Source organism: Streptomyces sp. NPDC054783, from assembly GCF_053611725.1.
This window is the reverse complement of sequence record NZ_JBSHAY010000005.1, coordinates 258,087-281,527: the sequence shown is the minus strand read 5'-3', so window position 1 is coordinate 281,527 and position 23,441 is coordinate 258,087. Positions and strand designations below refer to the sequence as shown.

The 23,441-nt window shown below is 72.2% G+C and carries 21 protein-coding genes and 1 pseudogene; 9 read left to right on the top strand and 13 right to left on the bottom strand.

Going from position 1 to position 23,441, the window contains the following annotated elements; all coding sequences use genetic code 11:
* Nucleotides 1-19: 19 nt before the first annotated feature.
* The 3 genes from ACWGJ5_RS13030 to ACWGJ5_RS13020 all read right to left on the bottom strand — a co-directional run bounded on the left by ACWGJ5_RS13030 (nucleotide 20) and on the right by ACWGJ5_RS13020 (nucleotide 3,060).
* Nucleotides 20-535, bottom strand: coding sequence for a mycothiol transferase (locus tag ACWGJ5_RS13030; RefSeq protein WP_453309790.1), 516 nt, complete (start codon nucleotides 533-535; stop codon nucleotides 20-22).
* Nucleotides 536-563: 28 nt separating this feature from the next.
* Complete coding sequence (locus ACWGJ5_RS13025; RefSeq protein ID WP_453309789.1) at nucleotides 564-2,066, bottom strand: carotenoid oxygenase family protein; 1,503 nt, start codon at nucleotides 2,064-2,066, stop codon at nucleotides 564-566.
* A gap of 67 nt (nucleotides 2,067-2,133) precedes the next feature.
* Nucleotides 2,134-3,060 carry a LysR substrate-binding domain-containing protein gene (locus ACWGJ5_RS13020; RefSeq protein ID WP_453309788.1) on the bottom strand — a complete coding sequence of 309 codons (927 nt, stop codon included), beginning with the start codon at nucleotides 3,058-3,060 and terminating at the stop codon, nucleotides 2,134-2,136.
* 142 nt (nucleotides 3,061-3,202) lie between these two features.
* Between ACWGJ5_RS13020 and mgrA the strand changes: the two genes are divergently transcribed.
* The gene (gene mgrA, locus ACWGJ5_RS13015) at nucleotides 3,203-4,195 is read left to right on the top strand and encodes an L-glyceraldehyde 3-phosphate reductase (protein WP_453309787.1); all 993 of its coding nucleotides are present in this window, start codon (nucleotides 3,203-3,205) and stop codon (nucleotides 4,193-4,195) included.
* Between the two features lie 552 nt (nucleotides 4,196-4,747).
* Here mgrA and ACWGJ5_RS13010 read toward each other — a convergent pair.
* Together ACWGJ5_RS13010 and ACWGJ5_RS13005 are read right to left on the bottom strand one after the other, a co-directional pair.
* The gene (locus ACWGJ5_RS13010; RefSeq protein ID WP_453309786.1) at nucleotides 4,748-5,032 is read right to left on the bottom strand and encodes a DUF1905 domain-containing protein; all 285 of its coding nucleotides are present in this window, start codon (nucleotides 5,030-5,032) and stop codon (nucleotides 4,748-4,750) included.
* A 99-nt stretch (nucleotides 5,033-5,131) separates the two neighbouring features.
* On the bottom strand, nucleotides 5,132-5,533 hold the full coding sequence (locus tag ACWGJ5_RS13005) for a nuclear transport factor 2 family protein (protein WP_453309785.1): 402 nt from the start codon (nucleotides 5,531-5,533) through the stop codon (nucleotides 5,132-5,134).
* 328 nt (nucleotides 5,534-5,861) lie between these two features.
* Between ACWGJ5_RS13005 and ACWGJ5_RS13000 the strand changes: the two genes are divergently transcribed.
* The 4 genes from ACWGJ5_RS13000 to ACWGJ5_RS12985 all read left to right on the top strand — a co-directional run bounded on the left by ACWGJ5_RS13000 (nucleotide 5,862) and on the right by ACWGJ5_RS12985 (nucleotide 10,311).
* Nucleotides 5,862-6,272 carry a hypothetical protein gene (locus ACWGJ5_RS13000; protein WP_453309784.1) on the top strand — a complete coding sequence of 137 codons (411 nt, stop codon included), beginning with the start codon at nucleotides 5,862-5,864 and terminating at the stop codon, nucleotides 6,270-6,272.
* Between the two features lie 69 nt (nucleotides 6,273-6,341).
* Entirely contained in the window at nucleotides 6,342-8,681 is a 2,340-nt protein-coding gene (locus ACWGJ5_RS12995) for an FHA domain-containing protein (protein WP_453309783.1), read from the top strand.
* 38 nt (nucleotides 8,682-8,719) lie between these two features.
* Nucleotides 8,720-9,268 (top strand): hypothetical protein, encoded by a 549-nt coding sequence (locus tag ACWGJ5_RS12990; RefSeq protein WP_453309782.1) that lies wholly within the window; start codon nucleotides 8,720-8,722, stop codon nucleotides 9,266-9,268.
* A complete protein-coding gene (locus ACWGJ5_RS12985; protein ID WP_453309781.1) occupies nucleotides 9,268-10,311 on the top strand; it encodes a serine/threonine-protein kinase in 1,044 nt (347 codons plus the stop codon). Before ACWGJ5_RS12990 ends, ACWGJ5_RS12985 begins: the two co-directional genes overlap by 1 nt.
* Nucleotides 10,312-10,372: 61 nt before the next feature.
* Here the strand turns inward: ACWGJ5_RS12985 and ACWGJ5_RS12980 are convergent, their stop codons facing one another.
* The gene (locus ACWGJ5_RS12980) at nucleotides 10,373-11,653 is read right to left on the bottom strand and encodes a streptophobe family protein (RefSeq protein ID WP_453309780.1); all 1,281 of its coding nucleotides are present in this window, start codon (nucleotides 11,651-11,653) and stop codon (nucleotides 10,373-10,375) included.
* A 180-nt stretch (nucleotides 11,654-11,833) separates the two neighbouring features.
* On the opposite strand from ACWGJ5_RS12980, the pseudogene ACWGJ5_RS12975 reads away from it, so the two are divergent.
* A pseudogene (locus ACWGJ5_RS12975) lies at nucleotides 11,834-13,108 on the top strand (DUF6777 domain-containing protein); the annotation flags it as partial.
* 579 nt (nucleotides 13,109-13,687) lie between these two features.
* On the top strand, nucleotides 13,688-14,140 hold the full coding sequence (locus tag ACWGJ5_RS12970; RefSeq protein WP_453309779.1) for an ATP-binding protein: 453 nt from the start codon (nucleotides 13,688-13,690) through the stop codon (nucleotides 14,138-14,140).
* Nucleotides 14,141-14,234: 94 nt separating this feature from the next.
* Here the strand turns inward: ACWGJ5_RS12970 and ACWGJ5_RS12965 are convergent, their stop codons facing one another.
* Nucleotides 14,235-15,128 carry an RNA polymerase sigma factor SigF gene (locus ACWGJ5_RS12965; protein ID WP_453309778.1) on the bottom strand — a complete coding sequence of 298 codons (894 nt, stop codon included), beginning with the start codon at nucleotides 15,126-15,128 and terminating at the stop codon, nucleotides 14,235-14,237.
* A gap of 269 nt (nucleotides 15,129-15,397) precedes the next feature.
* Here ACWGJ5_RS12965 and ACWGJ5_RS12960 point away from each other — a divergent pair, with 269 nt between their 5' ends.
* On the top strand, nucleotides 15,398-15,856 hold the full coding sequence (locus ACWGJ5_RS12960) for a helix-turn-helix domain-containing protein (protein WP_453309777.1): 459 nt from the start codon (nucleotides 15,398-15,400) through the stop codon (nucleotides 15,854-15,856).
* A gap of 13 nt (nucleotides 15,857-15,869) precedes the next feature.
* On the opposite strand, the gene ACWGJ5_RS12955 is transcribed toward ACWGJ5_RS12960, so the two are convergent.
* Nucleotides 15,870-17,069: an epoxide hydrolase family protein gene (locus tag ACWGJ5_RS12955; protein WP_453309776.1), complete on the bottom strand. Its 1,200-nt coding sequence runs from the start codon at nucleotides 17,067-17,069 to the stop codon at nucleotides 15,870-15,872.
* A 142-nt stretch (nucleotides 17,070-17,211) separates the two neighbouring features.
* On the opposite strand from ACWGJ5_RS12955, the gene ACWGJ5_RS12950 reads away from it, so the two are divergent.
* On the top strand, nucleotides 17,212-17,694 hold the full coding sequence (locus ACWGJ5_RS12950) for a VOC family protein (RefSeq protein ID WP_453309775.1): 483 nt from the start codon (nucleotides 17,212-17,214) through the stop codon (nucleotides 17,692-17,694).
* Between the two features lie 25 nt (nucleotides 17,695-17,719).
* Here the strand turns inward: ACWGJ5_RS12950 and ACWGJ5_RS12945 are convergent, their stop codons facing one another.
* The 5 genes from ACWGJ5_RS12945 to ACWGJ5_RS12925 all read right to left on the bottom strand — a co-directional run bounded on the left by ACWGJ5_RS12945 (nucleotide 17,720) and on the right by ACWGJ5_RS12925 (nucleotide 23,413).
* Entirely contained in the window at nucleotides 17,720-18,640 is a 921-nt protein-coding gene (locus tag ACWGJ5_RS12945; RefSeq protein WP_453309774.1) for an aminoglycoside phosphotransferase family protein, read from the bottom strand.
* A gap of 52 nt (nucleotides 18,641-18,692) precedes the next feature.
* Nucleotides 18,693-19,571, bottom strand: a complete 879-nt coding sequence (locus ACWGJ5_RS12940) for a geranyl diphosphate 2-C-methyltransferase (RefSeq protein ID WP_453309773.1) — start codon at nucleotides 19,569-19,571, stop codon at nucleotides 18,693-18,695.
* Between the two features lie 68 nt (nucleotides 19,572-19,639).
* Nucleotides 19,640-20,710, bottom strand: coding sequence for a family 2 encapsulin nanocompartment cargo protein terpene cyclase (locus tag ACWGJ5_RS12935; protein ID WP_453309772.1), 1,071 nt, complete (start codon nucleotides 20,708-20,710; stop codon nucleotides 19,640-19,642).
* Nucleotides 20,707-22,152, bottom strand: a complete 1,446-nt coding sequence (locus tag ACWGJ5_RS12930; protein ID WP_453309771.1) for a family 2B encapsulin nanocompartment shell protein — start codon at nucleotides 22,150-22,152, stop codon at nucleotides 20,707-20,709. The genes ACWGJ5_RS12935 and ACWGJ5_RS12930 overlap by 4 nt, the downstream gene beginning before the upstream one ends.
* Nucleotides 22,153-22,405: 253 nt before the next feature.
* Nucleotides 22,406-23,413 carry a zinc-binding alcohol dehydrogenase family protein gene (locus ACWGJ5_RS12925; protein ID WP_453309864.1) on the bottom strand — a complete coding sequence of 336 codons (1,008 nt, stop codon included), beginning with the start codon at nucleotides 23,411-23,413 and terminating at the stop codon, nucleotides 22,406-22,408.
* Nucleotides 23,414-23,441 lie beyond the last annotated feature (28 nt).

The window sequence follows — 23,441 nt, the reverse complement described above, 5'->3', positions numbered from 1 at the left end:
CAGCCCCCTGAGCTCTGAATCAGCCCCCTGAGCTCTGGACCAGCCCCCTGAGGTAGGCGGCCTGTCCGATGTGCTGAAGGTCGTCGGACAGGACGCTCACCAGGCGGAGCCCCAGGCTGACCGGGGGATCCCAGCGCTCGTCCACGATCCGTTCCAGATCCTTGGCCGCCAGCGAGCGCAGCGCGCCGAGACTCTGCTCGTGGACGGCGTCGTAGTACCCGGTCAGCAGGTCGGTGGACTCGACCCGCACCTTCGCGACCTTGGCCGGGCTGTGCCCGTACCCGGTGTCGTGGCGGGGCAGGTCGAGGCCGAAGCGCTTCTCCCAGCCCTGGGACAGCCACACCTGGTCGAGGTCGAAGGCGTCGGCGACGTGGTCGTCCTGCACCCGGGTCAGATGCCAGACGAGCCAGGCGATGGTGTTGGCGTCGGGCGCCGGGCGGTGGTGCAGCGCGTCCGGTCCGAGGCCGTCGAGGGCGGCATGGACTTCTTCCTGGATGCGGCCGTAGCCGTCGATGAGGATGTCCTTCGCATGCATACCGCCCACCATCCCAAACAGCGGGCGCTCACGCGTCCGGAATCCAGCTCCCGTGGAAGCCGAGCGGCACCCGACCGGGCAGGTGCACCCGTGCCACCGGCTCGCCGGTGAAGTCCTGAGCGGCCAGGATCACCAGGTCGGCGGCACCGCGGTCCGGGTCGTGGACGTACGCGATCGCGTATCCGTCGTCCTCGGCCGTCCGGTGGTCGGTCGGGTCCCGCGGTACGAACACCGCCTCGCCCGCCGCCGCGCCCTTCGGCAGCCGGTGCACCTGGGTGGCGCCGCGCAGCAGGTCGTGCTTGACGAGCGCGTTGGAGAAGGCGTCGTCGGACGGGGTGCCGCCGTCCGGTGTCAGATAGGCGGCCGTCATCTCGGCCGCCGCGGCCGTGTAACCGTAGCGGTGCCGCCGCGACACCAGTGACTCGTTCACACGCGGGAATTCCTGCGGCCGGTCGTCCAGCACGCGCTGCCGTACGCGGCCGTGGTGCAGATCGATCGTCCAGCGCTCCAGCTTCGTGGTGCCCGTGGCGTACGGACCGTCCGAGCCGCGCCCGGCGACGTAGAACGGCGCCGGGTAGGTCGTCAGGTCGACCACCACGGACCCGCCCTCGTCGTAGGCGTTGAGCGTGTGCGAGCAGAAGACGGGGTCGATCCCGAACCAGCGCACCGGGCCGCCGGTCCGCCGCATGACGCCGACCCGGGTCGGGTGGTTCCGGTTCCAGCCGTACGGCACCGGTGCGCCGCGTCCGGCCGCCGCCGCGTCGAAGGTGACCGGGATGTCGAAGAGGACGACGTGCCGCTCGGTCAGCGCGAAGTCGTGCATCATCGGGGCGTCCGCCACCGGGATCCGGTGCGTCCGGGCGACCCGCCCGGCGCGGTCCACGACCAGGTGCCGGACGTGGTCCCAGGTCGCGTGGTAGGCGACGGCGTGCAGCTCACCGGCGCGCACGTCGAACTTGGTGTGCGCGGCGAACGCGCCCTGCAGGGTTCCCGCGAAGTCGTACGTCCCCGACGTGCCGAGCTCTCCGTCGAGTTCGTACGGCAGCGGACCGCCCTCCTGGAGCGCGAGGATCCGTCCCCGGTACGGGATCACATGGGTGTTGCACGCGAAGTCCTCCTCCGGTACCGGTCCCGGATACGCCTCGCCCAGCTTCCGCGCGACCTGCGCGGAGCGCACCCAGCGGTTGCGGTACCACTCGGCCCTTCCGTCGCGCAGCCGGACGCCGTGCACCATGCCCTCGCCGAGCATCCAGTGATGGGCCCGGGGGTCCTCCAGGCCGAGGACGTTGGGTCCGTTGCGCAGGAAGCGGCCGTTCAGCTCGCGCGGGACGCGGCCCGTCACCGGCAGGTCGAAAGCCGTCAGTTCCTCCGTGACGGGCGCGAACGCCCCTTCCAGAAAAGGATAGTGACGATCCATCGGCTCGCCTGCGGGGCGGGCCGCCGCCCGGCCGGTCCCCAGTCCGGTGAGGGCGCCCGCCGCCGCGAGACCGGCCGTGCCGCGCAGCACGGTCCGCCGTGTGTGTTCCGCCATGCCATGTCCTCCTGACCGTCGTCGTCCTGGCCGACGGTCCCGAGTCTCGTGTGGCGGGCGGCCGGAATCAGGAGGGCTGGGACCCCTCCTGGGGTGGTGCCAGACCCCCTGTTGCACCGCCGGTCTCCAGGAGCGTGACGAGCGCCCGGGCGGCGGGACTGGTGGCACGGTCCGGCGGCAGCAGCGCCACGGTCTCGTACTCCGTCTCGCCCGTGCCCTTCAGTGGCAGCGCCGTGAGGGAGGGCCGCTTGTGACGGAAGTGCCGGGGTACGACCGCGATCCCCAGGTTCTCGTCCACGAGGTCCAGCAGGCTGTGCACGTCGTTGACCTCCAGCGCGACCGTGCGCCGCACGCCGGCCGCGGCGAACGCGGCGTCGGTGGTGCGGCGCGGGCCCCAGTCCGGGTGGAAGTCCACGAAGACCTCACCGGCCAGGTCCTCGGGGGTCAGCACCGCGCCGGCCGAGGCCAGCCGGTGTCCGGGATGGCACAGCACGGTCATCGGCTCGCTCGTCAGCGCCACCGAACGCAACTGGTCGCTGTCCGCCTGGGTGCGGTAGGCGAAGGCGAGGTCGAGCCGGCCGGCCGCCACCTCCTCGGCCAGCGCGCCCGAACCGGCCTGCCGCAGCCGGATCTCCACGTCCGGATGCCGCCCCCGGAACGCGGCCAGCAACCGTGCCGGGTGCACGCCCGCGATGCACTGCTCGGTGCCCAGCGCCAGCGTGCCGCGCAGCACGCCCTGCACCGCCGCGACCGCCTCGTGCGCCGCACGGACCTGCGCCAGGATCCGCTCGGCCTCCACCAGCAGCGCCCGCCCCGCCTCGGTGAGCGTCACCCGCCTGGTGGTACGCACGAACAACGGCGCCCGCAGCTCCCGCTCCAGCGCCCGGATGGACGCCGACAAACCCGACTGGGACACCATCAGGCGCTCGGCGGCCCGGGTGAAGTGCTGGTCCTCGGCGACGGCGACGAAATGCTGGAGATGACGCAGTTCCATGATTGAGAAGCCTAGCCGCTGAATCCCATCGGATTCTTCTGTTGGACCGCTGCCCGGCGGACGGGAAAGAGTGGAAGCGGTCACCGGGAGCCGCAGGCCCCCGGAGCCGGGAACACCGTGTGCCAACCCCTCTGGAGTCGCGTTGTACACCGCACACCCCGACCGTTACGCCGACATGCCCTACCGGCGCACCGGACGCAGCGGACTGAAGCTCCCCGCGCTGTCCCTCGGTCTGTGGCACAACTTCGGCCCGGACCGGCCCGCCGAGACCCAGCGGGCCATCCTGCGCCGCGCCTTCGACCTGGGTGTCACCCACTTCGACCTCGCCAACAACTACGGCCCGCCGCCCGGCGCCGCCGAGTCCGCCCTCGGCGAGGCGCTCAAGGCCGACTTCGGGCCGTACCGCGACGAGCTGGTGATCTCCACCAAGGCCGGCTACCTCATGTGGCCCGGCCCGTACGGCGAATGGGGCTCGCGCAAGTACCTGCTGTCCTCGCTCGACCAGAGCCTTGCGCGCATGGGCCTGGACCACGTCGACATCTTCTACTCGCACCGCTTCGACCCGGACACTCCGCTGGAGGAGACGATGGGCGCCCTGCACTCGGCGGTGCAGCAGGGCAAGGCGCTCTACGTCGGCGTCTCCAACTACTCGGCGGAGCAGACCCGCGAGGCCGCCCGCATCCTCGCCGACCTCGGCACCCCGCTGCTCATCCACCAGCCGCGCTACTCGATGCTCGACCGCCGCCCCGAGGGCGAGGGGCTGCTGGACGCCCTGGACGAACTCCAGGTCGGCTCCATCGCCTACTCCCCCCTGGAGCAGGGCCTGCTCACCGGCCGCTACCTCGACGGCATCCCCGAGGACTCCCGGGCCGCGAGCGACAGCCCCTTCCTGCACTCGGACGCGGTCACCGAGGACCTCGTCGCCCGCCTGCGCTCCCTCGACGAGATCGCCAAGTCCCGCGGCCAGACCCTGGCCCAGCTGGCCCTGGCCTGGGTGCTGCGCGGCGGCCGGGTCACCTCCGCGCTGGTCGGCGCGAGCAGCCCGCAGCAGCTCGAGGACAGCGTCGGCACCATCCGCGACCTGGACTTCGACGCCGAGGAACTGGCCTTGATCGACGCGATCGTGCAGGGCTGAGCACCCCCGGGCCGGTGACCCCGGTCAGGAGGTGAGCCGTTCGCTCACCTCCCACAGCCGGGCCGCCGCCTCCCGGCCGACGGCGTACGGCAGCACGCCGGGCCCCCCGGTTCCGCCCGCCGGCAGGCCTCGCCCCCGGGCCCACCACGGGCTGATGCCGCAGTTCTGGACCGGAGGGGCCGGGCGGAGGGCAGGCCGCGGGGCTGCCGGCCGGCTGCGGGCGCTCGCGGACGAGCGGCCGGCCCCTGGCCCCGCGCCGGATGCACTCCGGCCCGGCCCACCCCTGGCAACTGGAGGAGCGGGCGCGCGCCGCCGCGATGTCGCGGGCGACTTTCGCCGTGCGGCTCTGCGGCTCCGGGGGGCCGCGGGCGTGCGCCGGCGCCGGCCTGTCCGCAGAACTGGCGCATGAGCCTGGCCGCCCGTGCCCCGAGGAAGGACTCCGTGCCGTGGCGGAACCGGCCCGCTCGGTCGGCCACAGCTCCCAGAGCGCCTTCGGCAACGCCTTCGAGCGCACCGTCGGCGTCGCGCTCCGCCGCTACCCGGAGTCGGTCGTCAGCTGAGCCGTTCCGCCAGGCGTACGGTCACGGTGTCGCCCTCCCGCTTGCCGATCGCCTTCCGGATGCCGGCCCTCACCGGGAGCTTGTGCCGGCCGTCTCCCAGGGCCATGAACGAACTCCGGAACGGGTGGCCGTCGACCGTGCCGCCGACCTTGACCAGGCCGCGGGTGCCGAAGAACTCGGCCGAGCGCGGCCAGACCACATAGGTCCAGCCGCCGGCCTGCGGACTCCGCTGGAGAACCGCGGTGAACTCCACGTCCACCGGACCGCTCGTCTGCATGGTGTTCCTCCGTGTATGGCCGCGCGCGGCGCTCTGCCGGGAATCGTGCGTCAGGGCAGACCGTCGCGCGCGGCGGAACTCATCGCCGGCCGGGCGGTGTCAGGCAGCCGCCGGCACGCGGTCCAGAAAGCCCAGCACCTGCCGGATCCGGCCCTCGTCGTCCAGCGTGACGACGTCGAACCCGGCGACCGGCGCCGAGCCTCCCCCAGAGGGGGCACCCCCAGCCTCGTTCACCAGCTCCCAGCCGAAGCGCGCGGTGTCGTGGTGTCCGTCCACCGCACCGAGCGGGCGGAAGACGAACCCGGGGAACTGCTCGTGGGCCGCCGCGATCACGGCCGCGATGCCCTCGTGGCCGCGGACGTCGGCGAGCGGGTCGGTGTAGCCGCCGTCGGCGGTCCACGCGGCGGCGACCGCCTTCTTCAGGGCCTCCGGCTCGGTGGCGTTCCAGGCCTCGAAGTAGCGGGCTGCGGCGCTCTCGTAACGGTTGGTGTCCACGGACATGGTGAATCAGCCTCCATCGAGGTCGTAACTTGCTGATTACTGCTGGTCAGAGCCGGATCCGGGGCTACGCCGATCCGGTGTGACCACCATGCCGGAGCGCCGACAGGCGGGTCGATTACCTGCCGGGTAATGCCCGGCGGCCGCGAGGGCGCCGATGTGTTCCGGCCAGAACGTGCGGTGAATATGCCAACAGACTGGCCGGAAAGTCATGGTGACAGTGTTTCGGGAGTGGCGATACTCGAACGTCAGGGGCACTTCACCGCACAGGATCCGCACGGAGAGCGAGGCCGGGCCGGGCGCAACCAGCGAGGCGACGGGGGAGTGAGAGGTGCACGACGAATTCCTGTGCCATGTCACCGCGTACGGCATGTGCGACGGCCGGCGCATCGGGGTACCGCTCGGCACCTACCGCGCCCCGACGCTGGCCCTGGCCCTGTGGTGGCTGCGCGACCGCGCGTCCTGGATCGCGGAGCGTCTGGACCCGAGCCCGGAGGACCCCGCCTTCCCGGCAGGCTCGCTGGTGCCGGTCGCGGACACGGTGGCCGACGTGCCCGCCCTGCTGCGCGCCTGGTGCGCCGACGACGTCCGGCAGGAGCTCGTGGCCGACGAGCTGGCGGGCGGACGGCTGGTACGGATCGCCGCCAGTGACGAGACCACCGAGTACGAACTGCTCGCCGAGTCCGTCGACGCGCTGCGCATGCAGCGCACCCTGCCGGCGCTGGTCGTACCCGTCGCCTGACACGTGTCCGTCGGCCGTCCGGCCCCCGACTCTGGGCGCATATGCGGGTGAATCGGTAGAATTCTGGCCATGGCGGAGCGGCCGATCGCCCCGACGGCGCCCGAACTCGTCCTGGAGACCGACACGGGCTCCACGATCATGAGCCCGGGGCACGACTACCACGTCGGACGCGACCCGTTGAGCGACATCGTCCTGGACGATGCCCGGGTCTCGTGGCACCACGCCGTGCTGCGCTGCGACGACGATCGCTGGACCCTGACGGACCAGCACAGCACCAACGGCACCTACGCCGACGGCCGCCGGATCGACCGGTGGGGTGTGCGCCCCGGCAGCGTGATCCGCTTCGGCAACCCCACCGACGGCCCCCGCGCCGTCCCCGCCGGCGCCCCGCAGCCCGCCCCCGACCGGCCCTCCGCAGTGTCGCTCCCCCTGCTGACCGGCACCTTCCGCCGGCCCAGCAGTGTCCGCCCGCTGCCCGTGCGCCCGGTCCGCATCGGCCGGGCCGCCGACAACGACCTGGTGGTGGACGACCTGATCGTCTCCCGCCGCCACGCCGAACTGCGCGCCCACCCCGACGGCACATACGAGATCATCGACCTCGGCAGCCACAACGGCACCTACCTCAACGGCCGGCCAGTCACCCGTGCGCCCATGGGCCCGGGCGACATCGTCGGCATCGGCCACGTCGCGTTCTGCCTGGTCGGCGACGAACTCCAGGAGTACGTCGACACCGGTGAGATCTCCCTCGACGCCCAGGACCTCACCGTCGCCGTCGACGGCGGACGCAAAATCCTCCTCGACCACGTGTCCTTCCCGGTGGGGGAGAAGTCCCTGCTCGCGGTGGTCGGACCGAGCGGCGCCGGCAAGTCCACGCTGCTGAACGCCCTCACCGGGCAGCGGCCCGCCGACCGCGGCACCGTCCTGTACGACGGCCGCGACCTCTACCGCGACTACGCCGAACTGCGCCAGCGCATCGGACTGGTCCCGCAGGACGACATCCTGCACCCCCAGCTCACCGTGCGCGCCGCCCTGACCTACGCCGCCGAACTGCGCTTCCCCGAGGACACCGCCGCCGCCGAGCGACGGGCCCGGGTGGACGAGGTCATCCGGGAACTCGGCCTCGGACAGCGTGCCGACCAGCCCGTGCACAGCCTCTCCGGCGGACAGCGCAAGCGGGTCAGCGTGGCCCTGGAACTGCTCACCAAACCCTCGCTGCTCTTCCTGGACGAGCCGACCTCCGGCCTCGACCCCGGCATGGACCGCTCGGTGATGAACATGCTGCGCGGCCTCGCCGACGACGGCCGTACCGTCATCGTGGTCACCCACAGCGTCCTCAGCCTCGGCGTCTGCGACCGCCTCCTGGTGCTCGCCCCCGGCGGCAAGGTGGCCTACTACGGTCCGTCCGACGACGCCCTCGCCTTCTTCGGCTTCGAACAGTGGCCGGAGGCCTTCGAGGCCTTCGACCGCGACCCGGACCGCGACTGGGCCAGGGAGTACCGCGAGTCGCCGTTCCACCGGCACTACGTCACCGAGGCCACCACCCAGCCCCACCACCCGGGCCCGGCCCCCGTCGTCCGGGCACCACTGCCCCGCCCACGCGGCTGGGGAGGCCAGCTCGGCACGCTGGTCCGCCGTTACGCGGCCGTCCTCAGCTCCGACCGCACCTTCCTGCTCGTCATGATCGCCCTGCCGTTCGTCATGGGCGCCATGGCCCGCGCCCTGGCCGGCGGCCGGCTCGCCCGGGACACCGCGATGAACGCGCTGCTCATCCTGTGCGTCGGCGCCGTGCTGACCGGCGCCGCCAACGCGGTGCGCGAACTCGTCAAGGAACGCGTCGTCTACCAGCGCGAACGCGCCGTCGGCCTGTCCCGTTCGGCCTATCTGATGTCCAAGATCGTGGTGCTCGGCACGATCAGCGTGCTCCAGGCCGTCGTCCTCACCCTGGTCGCCCTCCTCGGTGTCGACCTGAACACCCCCGGCGGCCGGGGCGTCCTGCTGCCGCCGCTCGCCGAGATCACCCTGGCCGCCGCCCTGCTCGCGTTCACCGCGATGTTGCTCGGGCTGCTGGTCTCCGTGCTGGTGCGCAAGGAGGAGGTGACGATGCCGCTGCTGGTGCTGCTCGCCATCGTCCAGGTCGTCTTCTGCGGTGCGCTGCTCCCGCTCAACGGTGTGCCCGGCCTGGAGCAGCTGTCCTGGCTCGTGCCCTCCCGCTGGGCGCTCGGCGCGATGGCCGGCACGGTCGGGCTGTCCCGGATCGTCCCGGGCAGCCTGACCGCCGACCCCCTCTTCCGTCACTCGACGGGCGTCTGGCTGCTCGATCTGGTCATGCTGGTGGTGCTCTCCGTCCTCTACGGGATCGTGGTCGCCCGGCTGCTGCGCCGGCACGAACCCGCCGTGATGCGGAAGTAGGCGAACGCGATGGCACACACGCGGAAGCAGGCGTCCCGATGAGCAGAGCGCCCAGTCCCGGATTCCGGCCCACGCACGTCGTGCCGCCGCGCGGCATGCCCGCCTGGGAGGCCCCCGACCCGGCCCGGCCAACCCTGCCCCTCGACCCGCTGCTGCCGGTCGAGCTCGTGGAGCGGCGCGGCGACTGGGGGTACATCCGCTGCGCCAACGGCTGGGGAGCCTGGGTCGACGGCCGCCGGCTCGTCGCCGTACCCGAGGACCCGCCCGCCGTCGACGGCCCGGCGGACACCGCCGATCCACGGCCCCTGCTGGCCCGCGCCGAACAGGCCCTGGCCGACTACCGGTCCGCGGTGGAGGAGCTCGCGGCCGGCGCGCTGGACGGGGAGGACTTCGAGGAGCGCACCCGGGGCCTCAGGATCGGGGTCGTGGTCGACGGGGAGTCCATGTGGCTGTACGACCCCGAGGAGGGCCGCTGGGTGTACGGCGACGGACGGCGGCTGACCACCTACGCCACCGACCGGGAGGTCACCGGCGACGACGCCGGGCACACCCCGACCCGGCTGGTCGCGCCCGAAGGTGAGCGCTGATGGCGCACGAGACCAGCCAGTTCTCCGGCCGGCCCTCGGAGCTGATCGGCCGGCAGATCGCGAGCTACCTCATCGAGAGCGAGATCGGGCGCGGCGGCATGGCCGTCGTCTTCCGCGCCCGCGACCTGCGCCTGGACCGCACGGTCGCCCTCAAGCTGCTCGCCCCCGAACTCGCCCGCAACGACACCTTCCGCAAGCGGTTCACCCACGAGTCCCAGGTGGCCGCGGCGATCGACCACCCGCACATCGTGCCGGTCTTCGAGGCCGGCGAGACCGATGGCGTGCTCTACATCGCCATGCGGCACGTCTCCGGAAGAGACCTGCGCCATCTCCTCGACCTGCGCGGACCGCTGCCGTTGCCCGACGCCGTGCGGATCGCCGCGCAGGTGGCGTCAGCCCTCGACGCCGCCCACGAGCACGGCCTGGTGCACCGGGACGTCAAGCCCGGCAACATCCTGGTCGCCGAGGGCATCGACAGCGACCACCCCGAGCACGTGTATCTGACCGACTTCGGGCTCACCAAGAAGTCGCTGTCCCTGACCGGCTTCACCAGCGTCGGCCAGTTCGTCGGCACCCTCGACTACGTGGCCCCCGAGCAGATCTCCGGCCGCCCGGTCGACGGCCGCTGCGACGTCTACGGCCTGGCCTGCGTCGTCTACGAGACGCTCACCGGCCGCCCGCCGTTCCTCCGCGACGACGACATGGCCCTGCTGTGGGCCCACCAGTACGACGATCCGCCCCCGCCGAGCGGGTCCCGCCCCGGCCTCGACCCCGCGGTGGACCCGGTCTTCGCCAAGGCCCTGGCCAAGAGCCCCGACGCCCGCTACGACACCTGCCTCGCCTTCGTCGGCGCCCTGCGCGCCACCACGGCGACCGCCGCCGGCCCGGCCGATGCCCGCCCGGCGCCGGAGCCCGACACGGAGACGGACCACACGACGGTGAGCGGCCCTCCGAGACCCCCGCACTGGGCGGACCCCGTATACCGGGCGGAGGGAGCGGACCCCGTATACCGGGCGGAGGGAACGGAGCGAAACCCCGCCTGAGACCACTCACCGTGCCGACTCGGCCGGAAGTCCTCGGTGATCCGGCCCTCGACCAGCCGGGTCACTCGCCCGGCCCGCCCACCTCGCCCCGACGCTGCACCCGGCGGGCCGACAGGCCGCCCAGGAACCCGGCGACGAGTCCCCACAGCGCGCCCAGGCCGACCGTCCGCCACAGCTGGGGTCTGAGGAACAGCTCTCCGGACAGCCCGCCGCCCAGGTCGCCGATGCCGAGCAGGGAGAGTCCGTAGTGCGCCGAGATGCGGCCCGTCAGGCAGATCATCAGCACCGTCAGCGCAAGCGCCACGCCCAGGTGAACGGCGTGCTGCCACAGACGGATCCGGGCCGGAGAGCTCGCTGCCATCCGGAAGGCCACGGCCAGCAGCAGGATCGCGTCCACGGCCACCAGCCACCACCACCTGCCGTCGTAGGCGGTGAGCGAGCGCAGGTTGAGCGCGGAGACGTCCGGGGTACGCAGGATCGCGTCCAGGACGTGCGGCATGGGCAGGCCGAACGGGCCGTGCACGCGGCCGTTCCAGGTCGCTCCCAGGCCGATGGTGAGGGCCAGCCAGGCCGGATTGGGCAGGCCGAGCAGGATCAGCGCGAAGGTGGCCTGGGCACGATCCCGGGTGGCCGCCGTGATCAGCGCGGTGACCAGGCCGACGACGACGTACGCGAGGAGCAGTACCACCATCGCGTGCGCCGCCGGGCGTACCGACTCCTGCAGACGCAGCAGCCGCCCCGGCAGCGGCGCCCCGCGCGCGACCAGCAGCGCCAGCACCAGCACCCCGGCCAGCCACAGCAGGCCGAACAGCACCGTCAGCGGCACGTCCGTGGTGAAGCCGATCCGGGGCGTGGCGTCTAACAGACCGGTCAGGTCGCTCAGTGTGCCGCTGCCCACGTCGACGGCGAAGGTCTGCCGGGCGCCGAAGGCCAGGCCGATCAGCACGAGCAGCCACAGCACCGCGATCCGGGCGGCCCAGCCGGTCAGTTCACCGGCCGAGGCGACCGCCCGGTGCCGCAGCGGGCGCAGGAAGCCCCCGCCGATCGCCAGCGCGCCGACCAGGGTCACCGACAGCGGCATCACGGTGACCCCGGCCTGGGTCTGTGCCAGCGCGCCCGCGTTGCCGGAGAGTTCCACACTGCCGCCGACCGCCGTGACCAGGGTCGCGGCCACGACCCGCGGGAACGCGCCGTCCGGCAGGTCACCCGCTCCGGCCGCCCACAGTCCCAGCGCCGCCACCAGCACCATGACGGCCAGCCCGGTCAGCACCACCGCCACGGCCTGCACCCAGCCGTGACGGGCGACGGGCGGGTCGACGGTGGAAACGCTCACGGTTGCCACGCTAAGCAGTGGCCGGGCACCCCGCCCGCCGGGTGGGCCGTTCGCGTCGGCTTGCGAGCCTCACGCCCCTGCGACACACAATGGGATCAATATGCAGCCAAATGCACCAAACGGGATTTGACTGAGAAAAGCCGCGTATCGCCCCGCGTATCGCGACGATCGCGACGGGAAGAAGTGCTCGTGAGCGCCGAACCTCCGTCCTCCGGCCGCCCGACCGGGCCGCCCTCCGGCCCGCTGTCGGGCTCGTCCCGGCCTCCTTCCGGACCACCGCCCTCCCAACCGCCGCGTGGCGGTGCCGGTGGCGGGGCCCCGGGACCCCACGGGCCGTGGTGGAAGTCCGTGCCGCGGGTGGCGGGCCTCACCGCCGCCGTCGTCGCCGCCGTGGTCCTCGCGGTGGTCTTCACCCGTCCGGGCGGATCCGCCAAGGGCGGCGAGGTCTTCCTGCAGTCCGCGAACAGCAGCGGCCAGGACCCGTTCACGGAATCCACCGCGAAGGAGAGTTCCGCCCCGCCCCCGCCCTCCGCCTCCGTCGCGCCCTCCGGCACGGCCAACGCGGTGCAGGGAATCGAGGGCGGCGCGCCCGGCCTGTACGGCGGCACCAATCGCACCCCCGCCTGCGACGTCGAGAAGCAGATCAAGTTCCTCCAGGCCGACCCGGGCAAGGAGAAGGCCTTCGCCGCCGCGGCCGGCGTCCAGCCCGCCGGCGTGCCCGCCTTTCTGCGTTCGCTGACCCCGGTTCAGCTGCGCGTCGACACCCGGGTCACCAACCACGGCTACCGCAACGGGGCCGCCAACAGCTACCAGTCGGTCCTCCAGGCGGGCACCGCCGTGCTGGTGGACAACCACGGCGTCCCCCGCGTGCGCTGCGCCTGCGGCAACCCGCTGAACCCGCCGGTCGCCCAGAAGAGCACGCCGAAGCTGGTGGGCCGAAGCTGGTCGGCGTACCGGCCCTCGAACGTGGTCGTGGTGAGGCCCGCGCCGACGGTCGTCAGCGTCTTCGAGCTCTACGACAGCCACCACAAGGACTGGATCCACCGTCAGCGCGGTGACCAGTACGGCCGGCACGACCAGCACGCCAGGCCGCCGAAGTTCCCGCATCCCTGGAGCCCACCCCGGTCCCCGTCCCCGTCGTGCCCGCCCGGCTCGAAGCACTGCCCGTCCACACCGGGCAAGCCGAGCACGTCGACGTCCTCCTCGCCGAACTCGTCGCCGTCGCCGTCCAAGTCCGCCCCGTCCTCGCCCTCGCCGTCGGCCTCGAAGTCACCGTCGCCGTCGGCCTCGAAGTCGCCGTCGGCCTCGAAGTCGCCGTCGAAGTCACCATCGCCGTCGAAGTCACCGCCGCCGTCGAAGTCACCGCCGGCGTCGAAGTCGCCGTCGGCCTCGCAGACATCGGCGTCGAAGCCGCCGGCGTCGAAGCCGCCGTCGACCGAGTCCTCCTCCGCCAGGCCGGTGTCGCCGTCCGCGGGCTCGCCGTCGGCGTCGAAGTCGTCGGAGTCGAAGTCGCCGGAGTCGAAGTCGCCGGCGTCGAAGCCGCCGTCGACCGAGTCCTCCTCCGCCAGGCCGGTGTCGCCGTCCGCGGGCTCGCCGTCGACCGAGAGGTCGTCCGCGCCCTCGTCCGCGACCGAGAAGCCGTCGCAGCAGCAGACGCCCACCTCCGCGCAGCCGTCCTCGGAGAGTTCCGGTCCGGCCCCCGGTACGCCCGGCGAGTCGGCGACCACGCCCACGGAGCAGCAGTCGGAGGTCTCGCCCACGGAGCAGCAGTCGGAGGTCTCGCCCACGGAGCAGCAGTCGGAGGTCTCGCCCACCGAGCAGCAGCCGGAGGAATCGTCCCCGGAGCAGCAGCCGGAGGAATCGCCTCCGGAGCAGCAGCCGGGGGAGCCGCCCGCGCAGTGAGCGGCCGTAGCCACCGGGCAGCGTGACCATCGCCACGGTGCGCGGTCGGCGAACGCCGCGGGGGACTGCGGAGCCCGGCACGGGGTACGAGGACAGGTGCAACAGGCGACCGGCCGGGCCGGGCTTTCCGAGAGAGACAGCATGACCAAGCACCTGGACGGGGCAGTGATACCGACTGGTTTCGACGTACCCGTGGAGCCGCTGTGGCGCGCAGCACACTACACCGGCGAACCCGGTTGCATCGCCGAGGCGCGTGCCTTCGCCGCCCGCTTCCTGGAGCAGTTGCGCACCGAGTGGTGCGCCATCGCCGACCACCGCGCCTACGGTGAGCTGCTCCTGGTCGTGAGCGAACTCGTCACCAACGCCGACCGGCACAGCAACGGCCCGTACATCCTGGAACTGGAAGGCACGGACAGCGCCGTCACGGTGTGCGTCTACGACAGCAGCTCCGCCCTTCCCCGCTGCTTCCCCAGAGACCCCCAACGCGTCGGACGGCACGGCATGGAGATCGTGTACGCCCTGGCCTCCGAGGTCACCGCGGAGCGCGTGCCCGTGGGCAAACGGGTGCGTGTCCGTTTCGAACTCAGCCGGTGAACCGAACCGCCCGCTGAACCGGACCGCGGAGGCGGCGGACGCGCCGCCGCCTCGTTCCCAGGTCCCCGATCTCAGGGATCTCGGGTTCCCGGTCTCAGACGCGGTCGAGTTCGCCGAGCATCCCCTGGCGCAGCCGGGTGATGATCCGCTTGATCAGCCGCGACACATGCATCTGGGAGCAGCCGAGCCGTTTCCCGATCTCCGCCTGGGTGGCCTCCTCGACGAACCGCAGATGGATGATCCGCCGGTCCCGCTCGCTGAGTTCCGCCATCAGCGGCGCGAGCGCGTGGAAGTCCTCCACGAGCCGCAGCCCCTCCTCCTCCACGCCGATGAAGTCGGCGAGCACCGCCTCGCCCTCCTCCGGCCCGTCGCCGGTGAGCGCGGCGTCCAGGGAGGCGGAGTTGTACCCGTTGGAGGCGAGCTGGGCCTCGACCACCTCGTCCTCGGAGATGTTCATCAGGGTCGCCAGCTCGGCCACCGTCGGGTCCCGGTCCAGCCGGCTGGACAGCTCCTCACGCGCCTTGGCCAGCTCCACCCGTAGCTCCTGGAGACGGCGCGGTACGTGCACCGCCCACGTCGTGTCCCGGAAGAACCGCTTGATCTCACCGACGATGTACGGCAGCGCGAAGGAGGTGAACTCCACCTCGCGGGCCAGCTCGAACCGGTCGATGGCCTTGATGAGGCCGATCATGCCGGTCTGGACGATGTCCTCCATGTCGTCGCCGCGGCCCCGGAACCGTCCGGCCGCGAACCGCACCAGCGACATGTTCATCTCGATGAGGGTGTTGCGCGCGTACTGGTATTCGTGCGTGCCCTCGTCCAGCTCGGCCAGCCGGCGGAAGAACTGACGGGACAGCTCCCGTGCGTCACGTGGTGCGACGGACGCCGGTTCCGCGATGCCTGGCAGTGATACCGGTGCCTCGCCCGTCCTGTCCTGCTCGGTCCTCTCGGCGACCTCTGCTTCCGACCGGATCCCGGCGGTGTCCATTACCTCTCCCACGAAAGTCACGGCTCTGTGTCTGCCTCGGCGGTCACTGCGTATCCGTTTCCTGATGTTCGCCCGCGTGTACCCGAAACATCCTGTTTCATGCGTACCAGCGGGCGTGCTCACGGGGCGGGTACCCCCGGTCACGCCGCGCATGCACGCCCCGCTGCCGGATCTGGAAACCGTCTGGCGCCTGCCTCGGAGGACGGTTTTCCCTCAGGGCGCAATGCCGCGCCCTTGTCCCACGCCTCGAGGCTCCTAGGCTGACGGGGATGAGCAACCAGGTGAGCAACGAAGCCCGAGTGATCCCCCTGCGACCGGCGCCGGACCGCTCCGCGACACCCGAGTCCGAGCCCGTGGCGGACAAGGAGCCCCTGTGGCGCGACCTGGTCGGTGAGGTGCTGCGCCGTGAACGGCGGGAGCAGGACCGCACCCTCAAGGACGTGGCCGACGCGGCGAGGATCTCGCTGCCCTACCTGTCCGAGATCGAGCGGGGCCGCAAGGAGGCTTCCTCGGAGGTCCTCGCGGCCGCGGCGCAGGCCCTCGGCCTGGGCCTCGGCGACCTGCTCTCCCTGGCGCACGGCGAGCTGACCAGGCGCACGGGCGCCCAGCACCGGATGGCAGCCGCGCCCCACCGGACAGCCGCCATGCCCCACCGGACAGCCGCCATGCCGCACCGGACGGCAGCAGCGCCGCACCGCCCCTGCAACGGCCTCTGCCTGGCCGCCTGACCCGGCGGCCGGGTCACTTCTCGCGGAGCTGCCGGAAGAAGGCCCGGACGTCGTCGATCATGAGGTCCGGCTCCTCCATCGCCGCGAAGTGGCCGCCCCGGTCGAACTCCGTCCAGCGCACGAGGTTCTCGGTCCGCTCCGCCCTGTGCCGCAGCGGCATCTGGGGGTCGGCCGGGAACACGGCCAGCGCGGTCGGCGCCGTCGAGGGCTCGGCCGGCTGCCACGCGCGGTCGCCGGCGACGTGGGCCCGCTCGTAGTAGATACGGGCGGACGAACCGGCCGTACCGGTCAGCCAGTACAGCATCACGTTGGTCAGCAGCCGGTCCCGGTCCACCGCCTCCTCCGGCAGCTCCTCGCAGTCCGCCCACTCCCGGAACTTCTCGACGATCCAGGCGAGTTGACCGACGGGCGAGTCCGTCAGGGCGTAGCCGAGGGTGTGCGGACGGGTGGACTGCAGGCCCGCGTACCCGGCGCCGTCGCGGAGCCACGCGTCCCACCGGCGCCAGGACCGCAGGGTCCGCTCCCGCTCCTCGGGACCGAGCGCGGCCAGCTCCGCCTCGGTCGGCTCGGTGGTCGCCTGCGCGCCCGGCAGCAGATTGAGGTGGACCCCGATCACCCGCTCCGGATGCACGCGCCCCAGCTCGCGCGAGATCCCCGCGCCCCAGTCGCCGCCCTGCAGCCCGAACCGCTCGTAGCCGAGCCGTCGCATCAGCTCCGCCCAGGCGTCGGCCACCCGGCGCGCCTCCCAGCCCCGCTCGGTGGTGGGCCCGGACAGGCCGAAGCCGGGAATGCTCGGCACGACGACATGGAAGGCGTCCGCCGCGTCGCCGCCGTGCGCCACCGGGTCGGTGAGGGGGCCGACCACATCCAGGAACTCCACGATCGAGCCCGGCCAGCCATGGGTGATCACCAGCGGCGTGGCATTCGGCTCCGGGGAGCGGACGTGGGCGAAGTGGACCTTGGTTCCGTCGATCGTGGTGGTGAACTGCGGCCACCGGTTCAGCTCGGCCTCGGCGGCCCGCCAGTCGTACTCGTGCCGCCAGTACCGCACCAGCTCCCGCAGATACCCGGCCGAAACGCCGTACTCCCAGCCGGCCCCCGGCAGCTCGGCCGGCCAGCGGGTGCGGTCGAGCCGGTCGTGGAGGTCGTCGAGGTCGCCCTGCGGCACCGACAGCCGGAAGGATTCGATGCGTTCGGCGGGTGTGGAGGTCATGATCGGGATGCTAGGCGGGGGCGCCGTTCGTCCGCCCGGATTATTCGGCGGCCCGGCCGATTTGTTCGGCGACCTGGCCGATGAATTTCGCCGCGAGGATCGGTCCACACACACGACCGTGTTCCCCGCCCAGGAGGTGCTCATGACCACCGACGGATTCGTCACCTGTCTCTGGTTCGACGGCCAGGCCGAGGAGGCCGCACAGTACTACGTGTCGGTCTTCAAGAACTCCAGCATCGGTCGCGTCGGCCGCTACACCGAGGCCGGTCCCGGCCCGGCCGGCTCCGTGCTGGTCGTCGAGTTCACGGCCAACGGCCAGAAGTTCGTCGCGCTCAACGGCGGCCCCCAGTTCAAGTTCAACGAGGCGATCTCCTTCCAGATCATGTGTTCGGAGCAGGAGGAGATCGACCACTACTGGGCCAAGCTCACCGAGGACGGCGGCGAGGGCGGCCCCTGCGGCTGGCTCAAGGACAAGTACGGCGTCTCCTGGCAGGTCGTCTACGACCGGATGCCCGATCTGCTCGGCGACCCGGACCAGGAGAAGGCGACCCGCACCATGAAGGCCATGCTGGCCATGGGCAAGCTGGACGTCGCCGCGCTGGAGAAGGCGTTCGCGGGGGAGTAGCGGACCCCCGGTCGGTCCGCGACCGTCACCCGGCCTCGGCCAGGATCCCGGCGATGACATGCCGGGAGTTCTCCGCCAGGGCCGGGTTGGTGTCCCAGTAGTACGGCAGCTGGATCAGCGAGACCGACAGCGCCCAGCCCCGCCCCCGCGCCCACTGGGCGTCGTCGGCGCCGACGGCCTTGCGGAAGGTGTCCCGGACGGACGCGGGCAGCAGATTCCAGGCCACGATCAGGTCCACCGCCGGGTCTCCGACTCCCGCGCAGCCGAAGTCGATGACCGCACTCAGCCGGCCCTCGTCGACCAGCACGTTCCCGGGGGAGAGGTCCCCGTGGGCCCACACCGGCGGCCCCGCGTGCCCGGGGGCCCGCAGGGACTCCTCCCACAGGGCTGTGATCGCGCCGGCGTCGACCCGTGCGCCCAGCTCGGCGACGGCCGCCCGGGTGGGCTCGTCCCGGTCCCGCAGCGGGCCGCCCCGGTAGCCGGACGGCGCGTCCTGCGGGTCGATCCGGCGCAGGGCGCGCACGAACGCCGCCAGGTCCTCGGCGAGCCGCTCCGGCTCCCGCACGGCGCCGGCCACCGGGTTGCACCCCTGGATCCAGCGGTAGACGGACCAGGGCCACGGATAGCCCTCGTCCGGCCCGCCGATGCCCACCGGCTCGGGCACGGCGACCGGCAGCTGCGGCCCGAGCCGGGGCAGCCAGCGCTGCTCCAGTCCCAGGTCCTCCACGGCGCCGGGCCGGCGGGGCAGCCGTACCAGCAGGTCGGTGCCCAGCCGGAACATGGCGTTCTCGGTCCCGGAGGACGGCAGCCGGTGTACCGGCAGCGCGGCCCACCGCGGGAAGCGGCGGGCGATCAGGCGCTGGACCAGCGGGGCGTCGAGGTCGAAAACTCGTCCGCGTGCATCCGCGGCGGACTCTGGCTGTCGTGGGCACTCATGGCGGCCCATCCCAGCGCCTCGACGCTCTCGCTGTCGACGGAATTTCCGCCGGGGCCCGGCCTCAGACCCGGTCGGCCGCGATCAGCAGGTACTGGAAGCTGCCGTTGCGGTAGGCGTCCAGGAACGTGTCCTCGATGCCCGTGACCAGGTGGTCGGCCTCCCGGCGCAGTTCCCAGTAGGGGATCGTCGCCTCGGTCAGGTCCTCGACGTGCACCGGCACCAGCCGGTTGCGGGCCATCGCCTTGAAGTACTCCGAGCGCGGGTGGATGTCGCAGATGTAGTGGGCGTTGATCAGCGACACCTCGCGCGAGGCCCGCCCGTAGGTGTCGTTGTAGCAGCCGGTGATCACCACATAGCGGCCGCCGCGGCGCAGCAGCCGGGCGTGCTCCGCGAACAGCAGGTCCAGCTCGACGTACATGGTGGACTCGTTGTTCCACGAGGCCGCGTACGCACCCGTCTCGAAGCCGGTGTCCAGCATGTTGCGGTGGTGGTAGCGCACCTTGTCGTCGATGCCCCGGCCGCGGGCCTGCTCGCCGGCGAACCCGGCCTGTTTGGCGGAGATGGTGACGCCGTCGGCGTGGCAGCCGTAGCGCAGATGCGCCACGACACTGCCGCCGCCCCGGCCGCAGCCGGCGTCGAAGACACGGTCGGCGGGGGTCAGCGGACCTAGATGCGAGGCGAGCAGCTCGGCCTGCGCGTGTTCCAGGCGGTGCAGTTCGGCGGTGACGCGGTCCCGGCGCCGGTCCGGATCAGGCTCGTCGAGCACCGTACGGTCGGCCGCTCCGATGCCGTAGTGATGGTGGTACAGGTCGTCGATCCGGCCGAGCTCGAGGTTGACCGGGTTCTCCTCGGCGTTCCAGTAGTCGGCGACCCGGCTCTGGTAGACGGACTGGGTCGGGACCGGAACGGACGTGGTCCGGGCAACGGGGACGGTGGTCAAAGGTGGCTCCTCGTGGTGCTTGTTACGGCGTTCCTGGTGCATGTGACGGCGTTTCGGAAAGAGGGCGGTCACCAGTAGTCGGGCAGGTGGTAGCGGTGGGTGTTGGTGGCGTGCCACTCGTGGTTGCCGGACACCCAGGCGGCGAGCCCCCGGGCATAGCGCTCCACCAGCGGCGAGGTGGCCGACAGCAGGGCCGACTCCTCCTCGAAGGCCGCCATGATCCGGTTGTGGATCTCGACGGACTTCAGATAGGCGGCCTTCAGCCCGCGCCGGTCGTTGGCGGCGACGACCTGCGGCAGGTTCAGATGGTCGGGGTCGCTGGCCAGCTCCTTCGTGAAGGAGTACAGGTCGTTGACGATCGTGGTGGCGTTGCAGGCGAGGGCGGTGATCCGCTGGATCTCGGGCCGGGCGTAGACCTGCTCGGGCAGCTCGTAGCCGTCCACGGCGTCGACGATCGACAGACAGGGGCGGAAGTTGTTGAACTGCCGCATCACCAGGTACTCCCAGACGTGCGGCATGTACCGCGTCTCCGCCCAGGCGGCCTCCGCGAGGTAGCCCAGGTGCAGTCGGGCGATGTCCTGCACGAACCGGTCGGTCTGGCTGGGCGTGGCGAACCCGGCGAAGTCCTCCAGGGCGAAGTGGTACGAGCGCAGCGGACCGTCGGCCCGCATGCCCTGGCGCCACTCCTCCTCCAGCTCCGGGACGCCGTGGTAGGGATCGAGCGCCGACTGGGCCATGATCAGCCGGCCGCCGAGGCCACGGCGCGCCCCGCCCCGGCCCTCGTCCTCCTCGCAGTAGCAGGAGTCGACGATGTTCTCGGCGAGCAGCAGCTTCCCGGCGGCCGTGAGCCGGTCCACGTCCAGCGCGCCGGGATGCTGCAGTACGACGGCCTGGCCGAACTGGAAGCCGGAGAAGTCCCCCTTCCAGGCCTCCGGGAACAGATCCAGGCCACGGGCCCAGGTCTCCAGGCGCCGGTCGACCTCGGCGGCCTGCACCGGGTCGGCGGGCACGGCCGGCTGGTGGTGCAGCCCGGGGATCGCCCCGGTGCGGCGGGGTCTGCGCAGGCTCGCGGCGATGTCCGGCGGCCCCGGCAGCGTGTAGGAGGCGGCGGGGGTGTTCATGGCGTGCTCGGATGTCATTCGGGGAACCGGCCGATCTGCACGTTCTCCAGGATCCCGGCCGCGTCGGGCACGAGGATCGCCAGCGAGTAGTAGGCGGTCACGAGGTAGTTGATGATCGCCGCTGTGTCGATGCCCATGAACCGGACGTTGAGGCCCGGCTGGAACTCCTCGGGGATGCCGGTCTGGTAGAGGCCGATCACCCCCTGGTCGGCCTCGCCGGTGCGCAGCGCGATGATGCTCGTGGTGTGGTCGTCACTGATCGGGATCTTGCTGCACGGGAAGATCGGCACCCCGCGCCACGCCGGTACCTCGTGGCCGTCGACGTTCGCGGTGCCGGGCACCAGACCGCGCCGGTTGCACTGCCGGAAGAACGCCGCGATCGCCTTGGGATGGGCCAGGAACACCTTGGTCTTGCGCCGCATCGACAGCAGCTCGTCCAGGTCGTCCGGGACCGGCGGGCCGGTGAAGGTGCTGATCCGCTGGCCGTAGTCGACATTGTGCAGCAGCCCGAACTCCCGGTTGTTGACCAGCTCCCACTCCTGGCGCTCGCGGATCTCCTCGACCGTGAGCCGGAGCTGCTGCTGGGTCTGGTCCATCGGGTGGTTGTAGAGGTCGGCGACCCGGGTGTGCACCCGCAGCACGGTCTGGGTGAGGGACAACTCGTATTCGCGCGGGGCGAGTTCGTAGTCCACGAAGCCGCCCGGCAGTGTGGGCTCGCCGACATGGCCGGCCTGCACCGGCACCTCGGCCTCGCCCTTGCGGTTCATCGGCAGCCGCTGCCGCTCGACATAGGCCTGGAGATGCGCGGCGAGGGAGGGGACGCGCCCGGTGAACTCCTGCACGACGGCCCAGGGCAGCGCGAGCACCACCCCCGCGGTCTCGGCCCGCACCGAGGACAGCCACAGGGGATCGGACTGCCCGACCGCCTCGTCGCCCATCTGGTCGCCGTCGGTGACGACCCCGATGATCTCCTCGTCGCCGTACTTGCCGGTGGTGTAGCGGGTGAACCGGCCGTGGACGACCAGATAGGCCTCGGTCACCGGCTGGCCGGCCTCGAACAGCACCTGCCCGGCGCGCACCTCCCGTGGCTGGAAGCGGCCGGCGATCTCCCGCAGCACGTCGGTGTCGGGGTAGCCGCGCAGGATCGGCAGCTCGGTCAGCGTCTCCGGGATGACCCGGATGTCGTCGGCGCCGTTGTGCTCGAAGTGCACCCGGCCGCGGCCCGTGCGCAGCTGAAGGCGGCGGTTGACCCGGTAGGTGCCGCCCTTGACGTCCACCCACGGCAGGGTCTTGAGCAGCCATCGCGAGGTGATGGCCTGCATCTGCGGTTCGGACTTGGTGGTCGTGGTGAGCTGGCGTGCCGCCCGGGTGGACAGACTGGTGAGTTGCCCGTCGGCCGCGGGGCCGGGGGCTGGTTCGTCGACGGCGGGACCGGTGGCGCTGTCCGGTGTGGTGGTCACATTCCCTCCAGCGGAGCTGCGTGCGAACAGGGGTGGCCGGATCGGCGGGTGGTGAGCGTGGTGATCCTGCACCCGGGCCAAGCCAAACAGTCCTCGTGAGGTGCCCGATACAGCGCGAAGGGGGCTGATCATGACACTCGGTGGTGTAAACCTGCTGATCGGGGCACAACCGGCGAACGGAGTGCCCGGGCGCCGGTGCACCGCGCCCTCGCGCGGGGTGCCCGTACGCCGGTGTGGTGTGCCTGCCTGCTGCTCAGGACAGGTCGGCGTACAGGACGGCCGCCCCGTCGAACCGGCCGGCCTTGAGGTCGCGAAGTGCCTGGGGAGCACGGGAGAGGGGATAGGCGTGCGTGGTCGCGCGAACGCCGTGCCGGGCGGCCAGGGCGAGGAACTCCCGGCCGTCGGCACGGGTGTTCGCGGTGACGCTGCGCAGTTCCTTCTCGTAGAACAGCTCGGTCTCGTAGTGCAGGGGTGGTACGTCGGTCAGGTGGATCCCGGCGAGGGCGAGCACGCCGCCCCGGTCGAGGGCGCGCAGCGCCACCGGGACCAGCTCGCCGGCCGGGGCGAACAGGATCGCCGCGTCCAGCGGCTCCGGCGGCGCCTCGTCCAGGTCCCGCGCGGAGGCCGCGCCCAGTTCCAGAGCCAGCCTGCGGGCGGCGGGCTCCCGGGTGACCACGTGCACGGTGGCACCCTCGGCGAGCGCCACCTGCGCGCACAGATGGGCGCTGCCCCCGAACCCGTACAGGCCGAGCCGCCCGCCCTTGGGCAGTCCGGTCCGCCGCAGCGCACGGAACCCGATGATCCCCGCGCACAGCAGCGGTGCCGCCGCCACGTCGGCCAGGGCGCCGGGCAGCCGGTAGGCGAACGCGGCCGGCACGGTCGTGTACTCGGCGTATCCGCCGTCGGCGTCCCAGCCGGTGTACTCCGAGTACGGGCACAGGTTCTCGGCGCCCCGCGCGCAGTACGCGCACACCCCGTCGGTGTGCCGCAGCCAGGCCACGCCGACCCGGTCACCCGCTGCGAAGTCCCGCACCCCGGCCCCGGCCCCCACCACCTCCCCGACCACCTCGTGCCCCGGGGTCACCCCGGGGCGGTGCACCGGCAGATCGCCCTCGGCGACATGCAGATCGGTCCGGCACACCCCGCAGGTCCGCACCCGCACCAGCAGCTCGTCCGCCCGCGGCACCGGCACGGGCCGCTCCACCAGCCGCAGGGGATGCCCGTCGACCGGCCCCGGCAGCACCACCGACCACGCCCGCATCGTGCCCGTCGTCATCGCACCGTCGCCT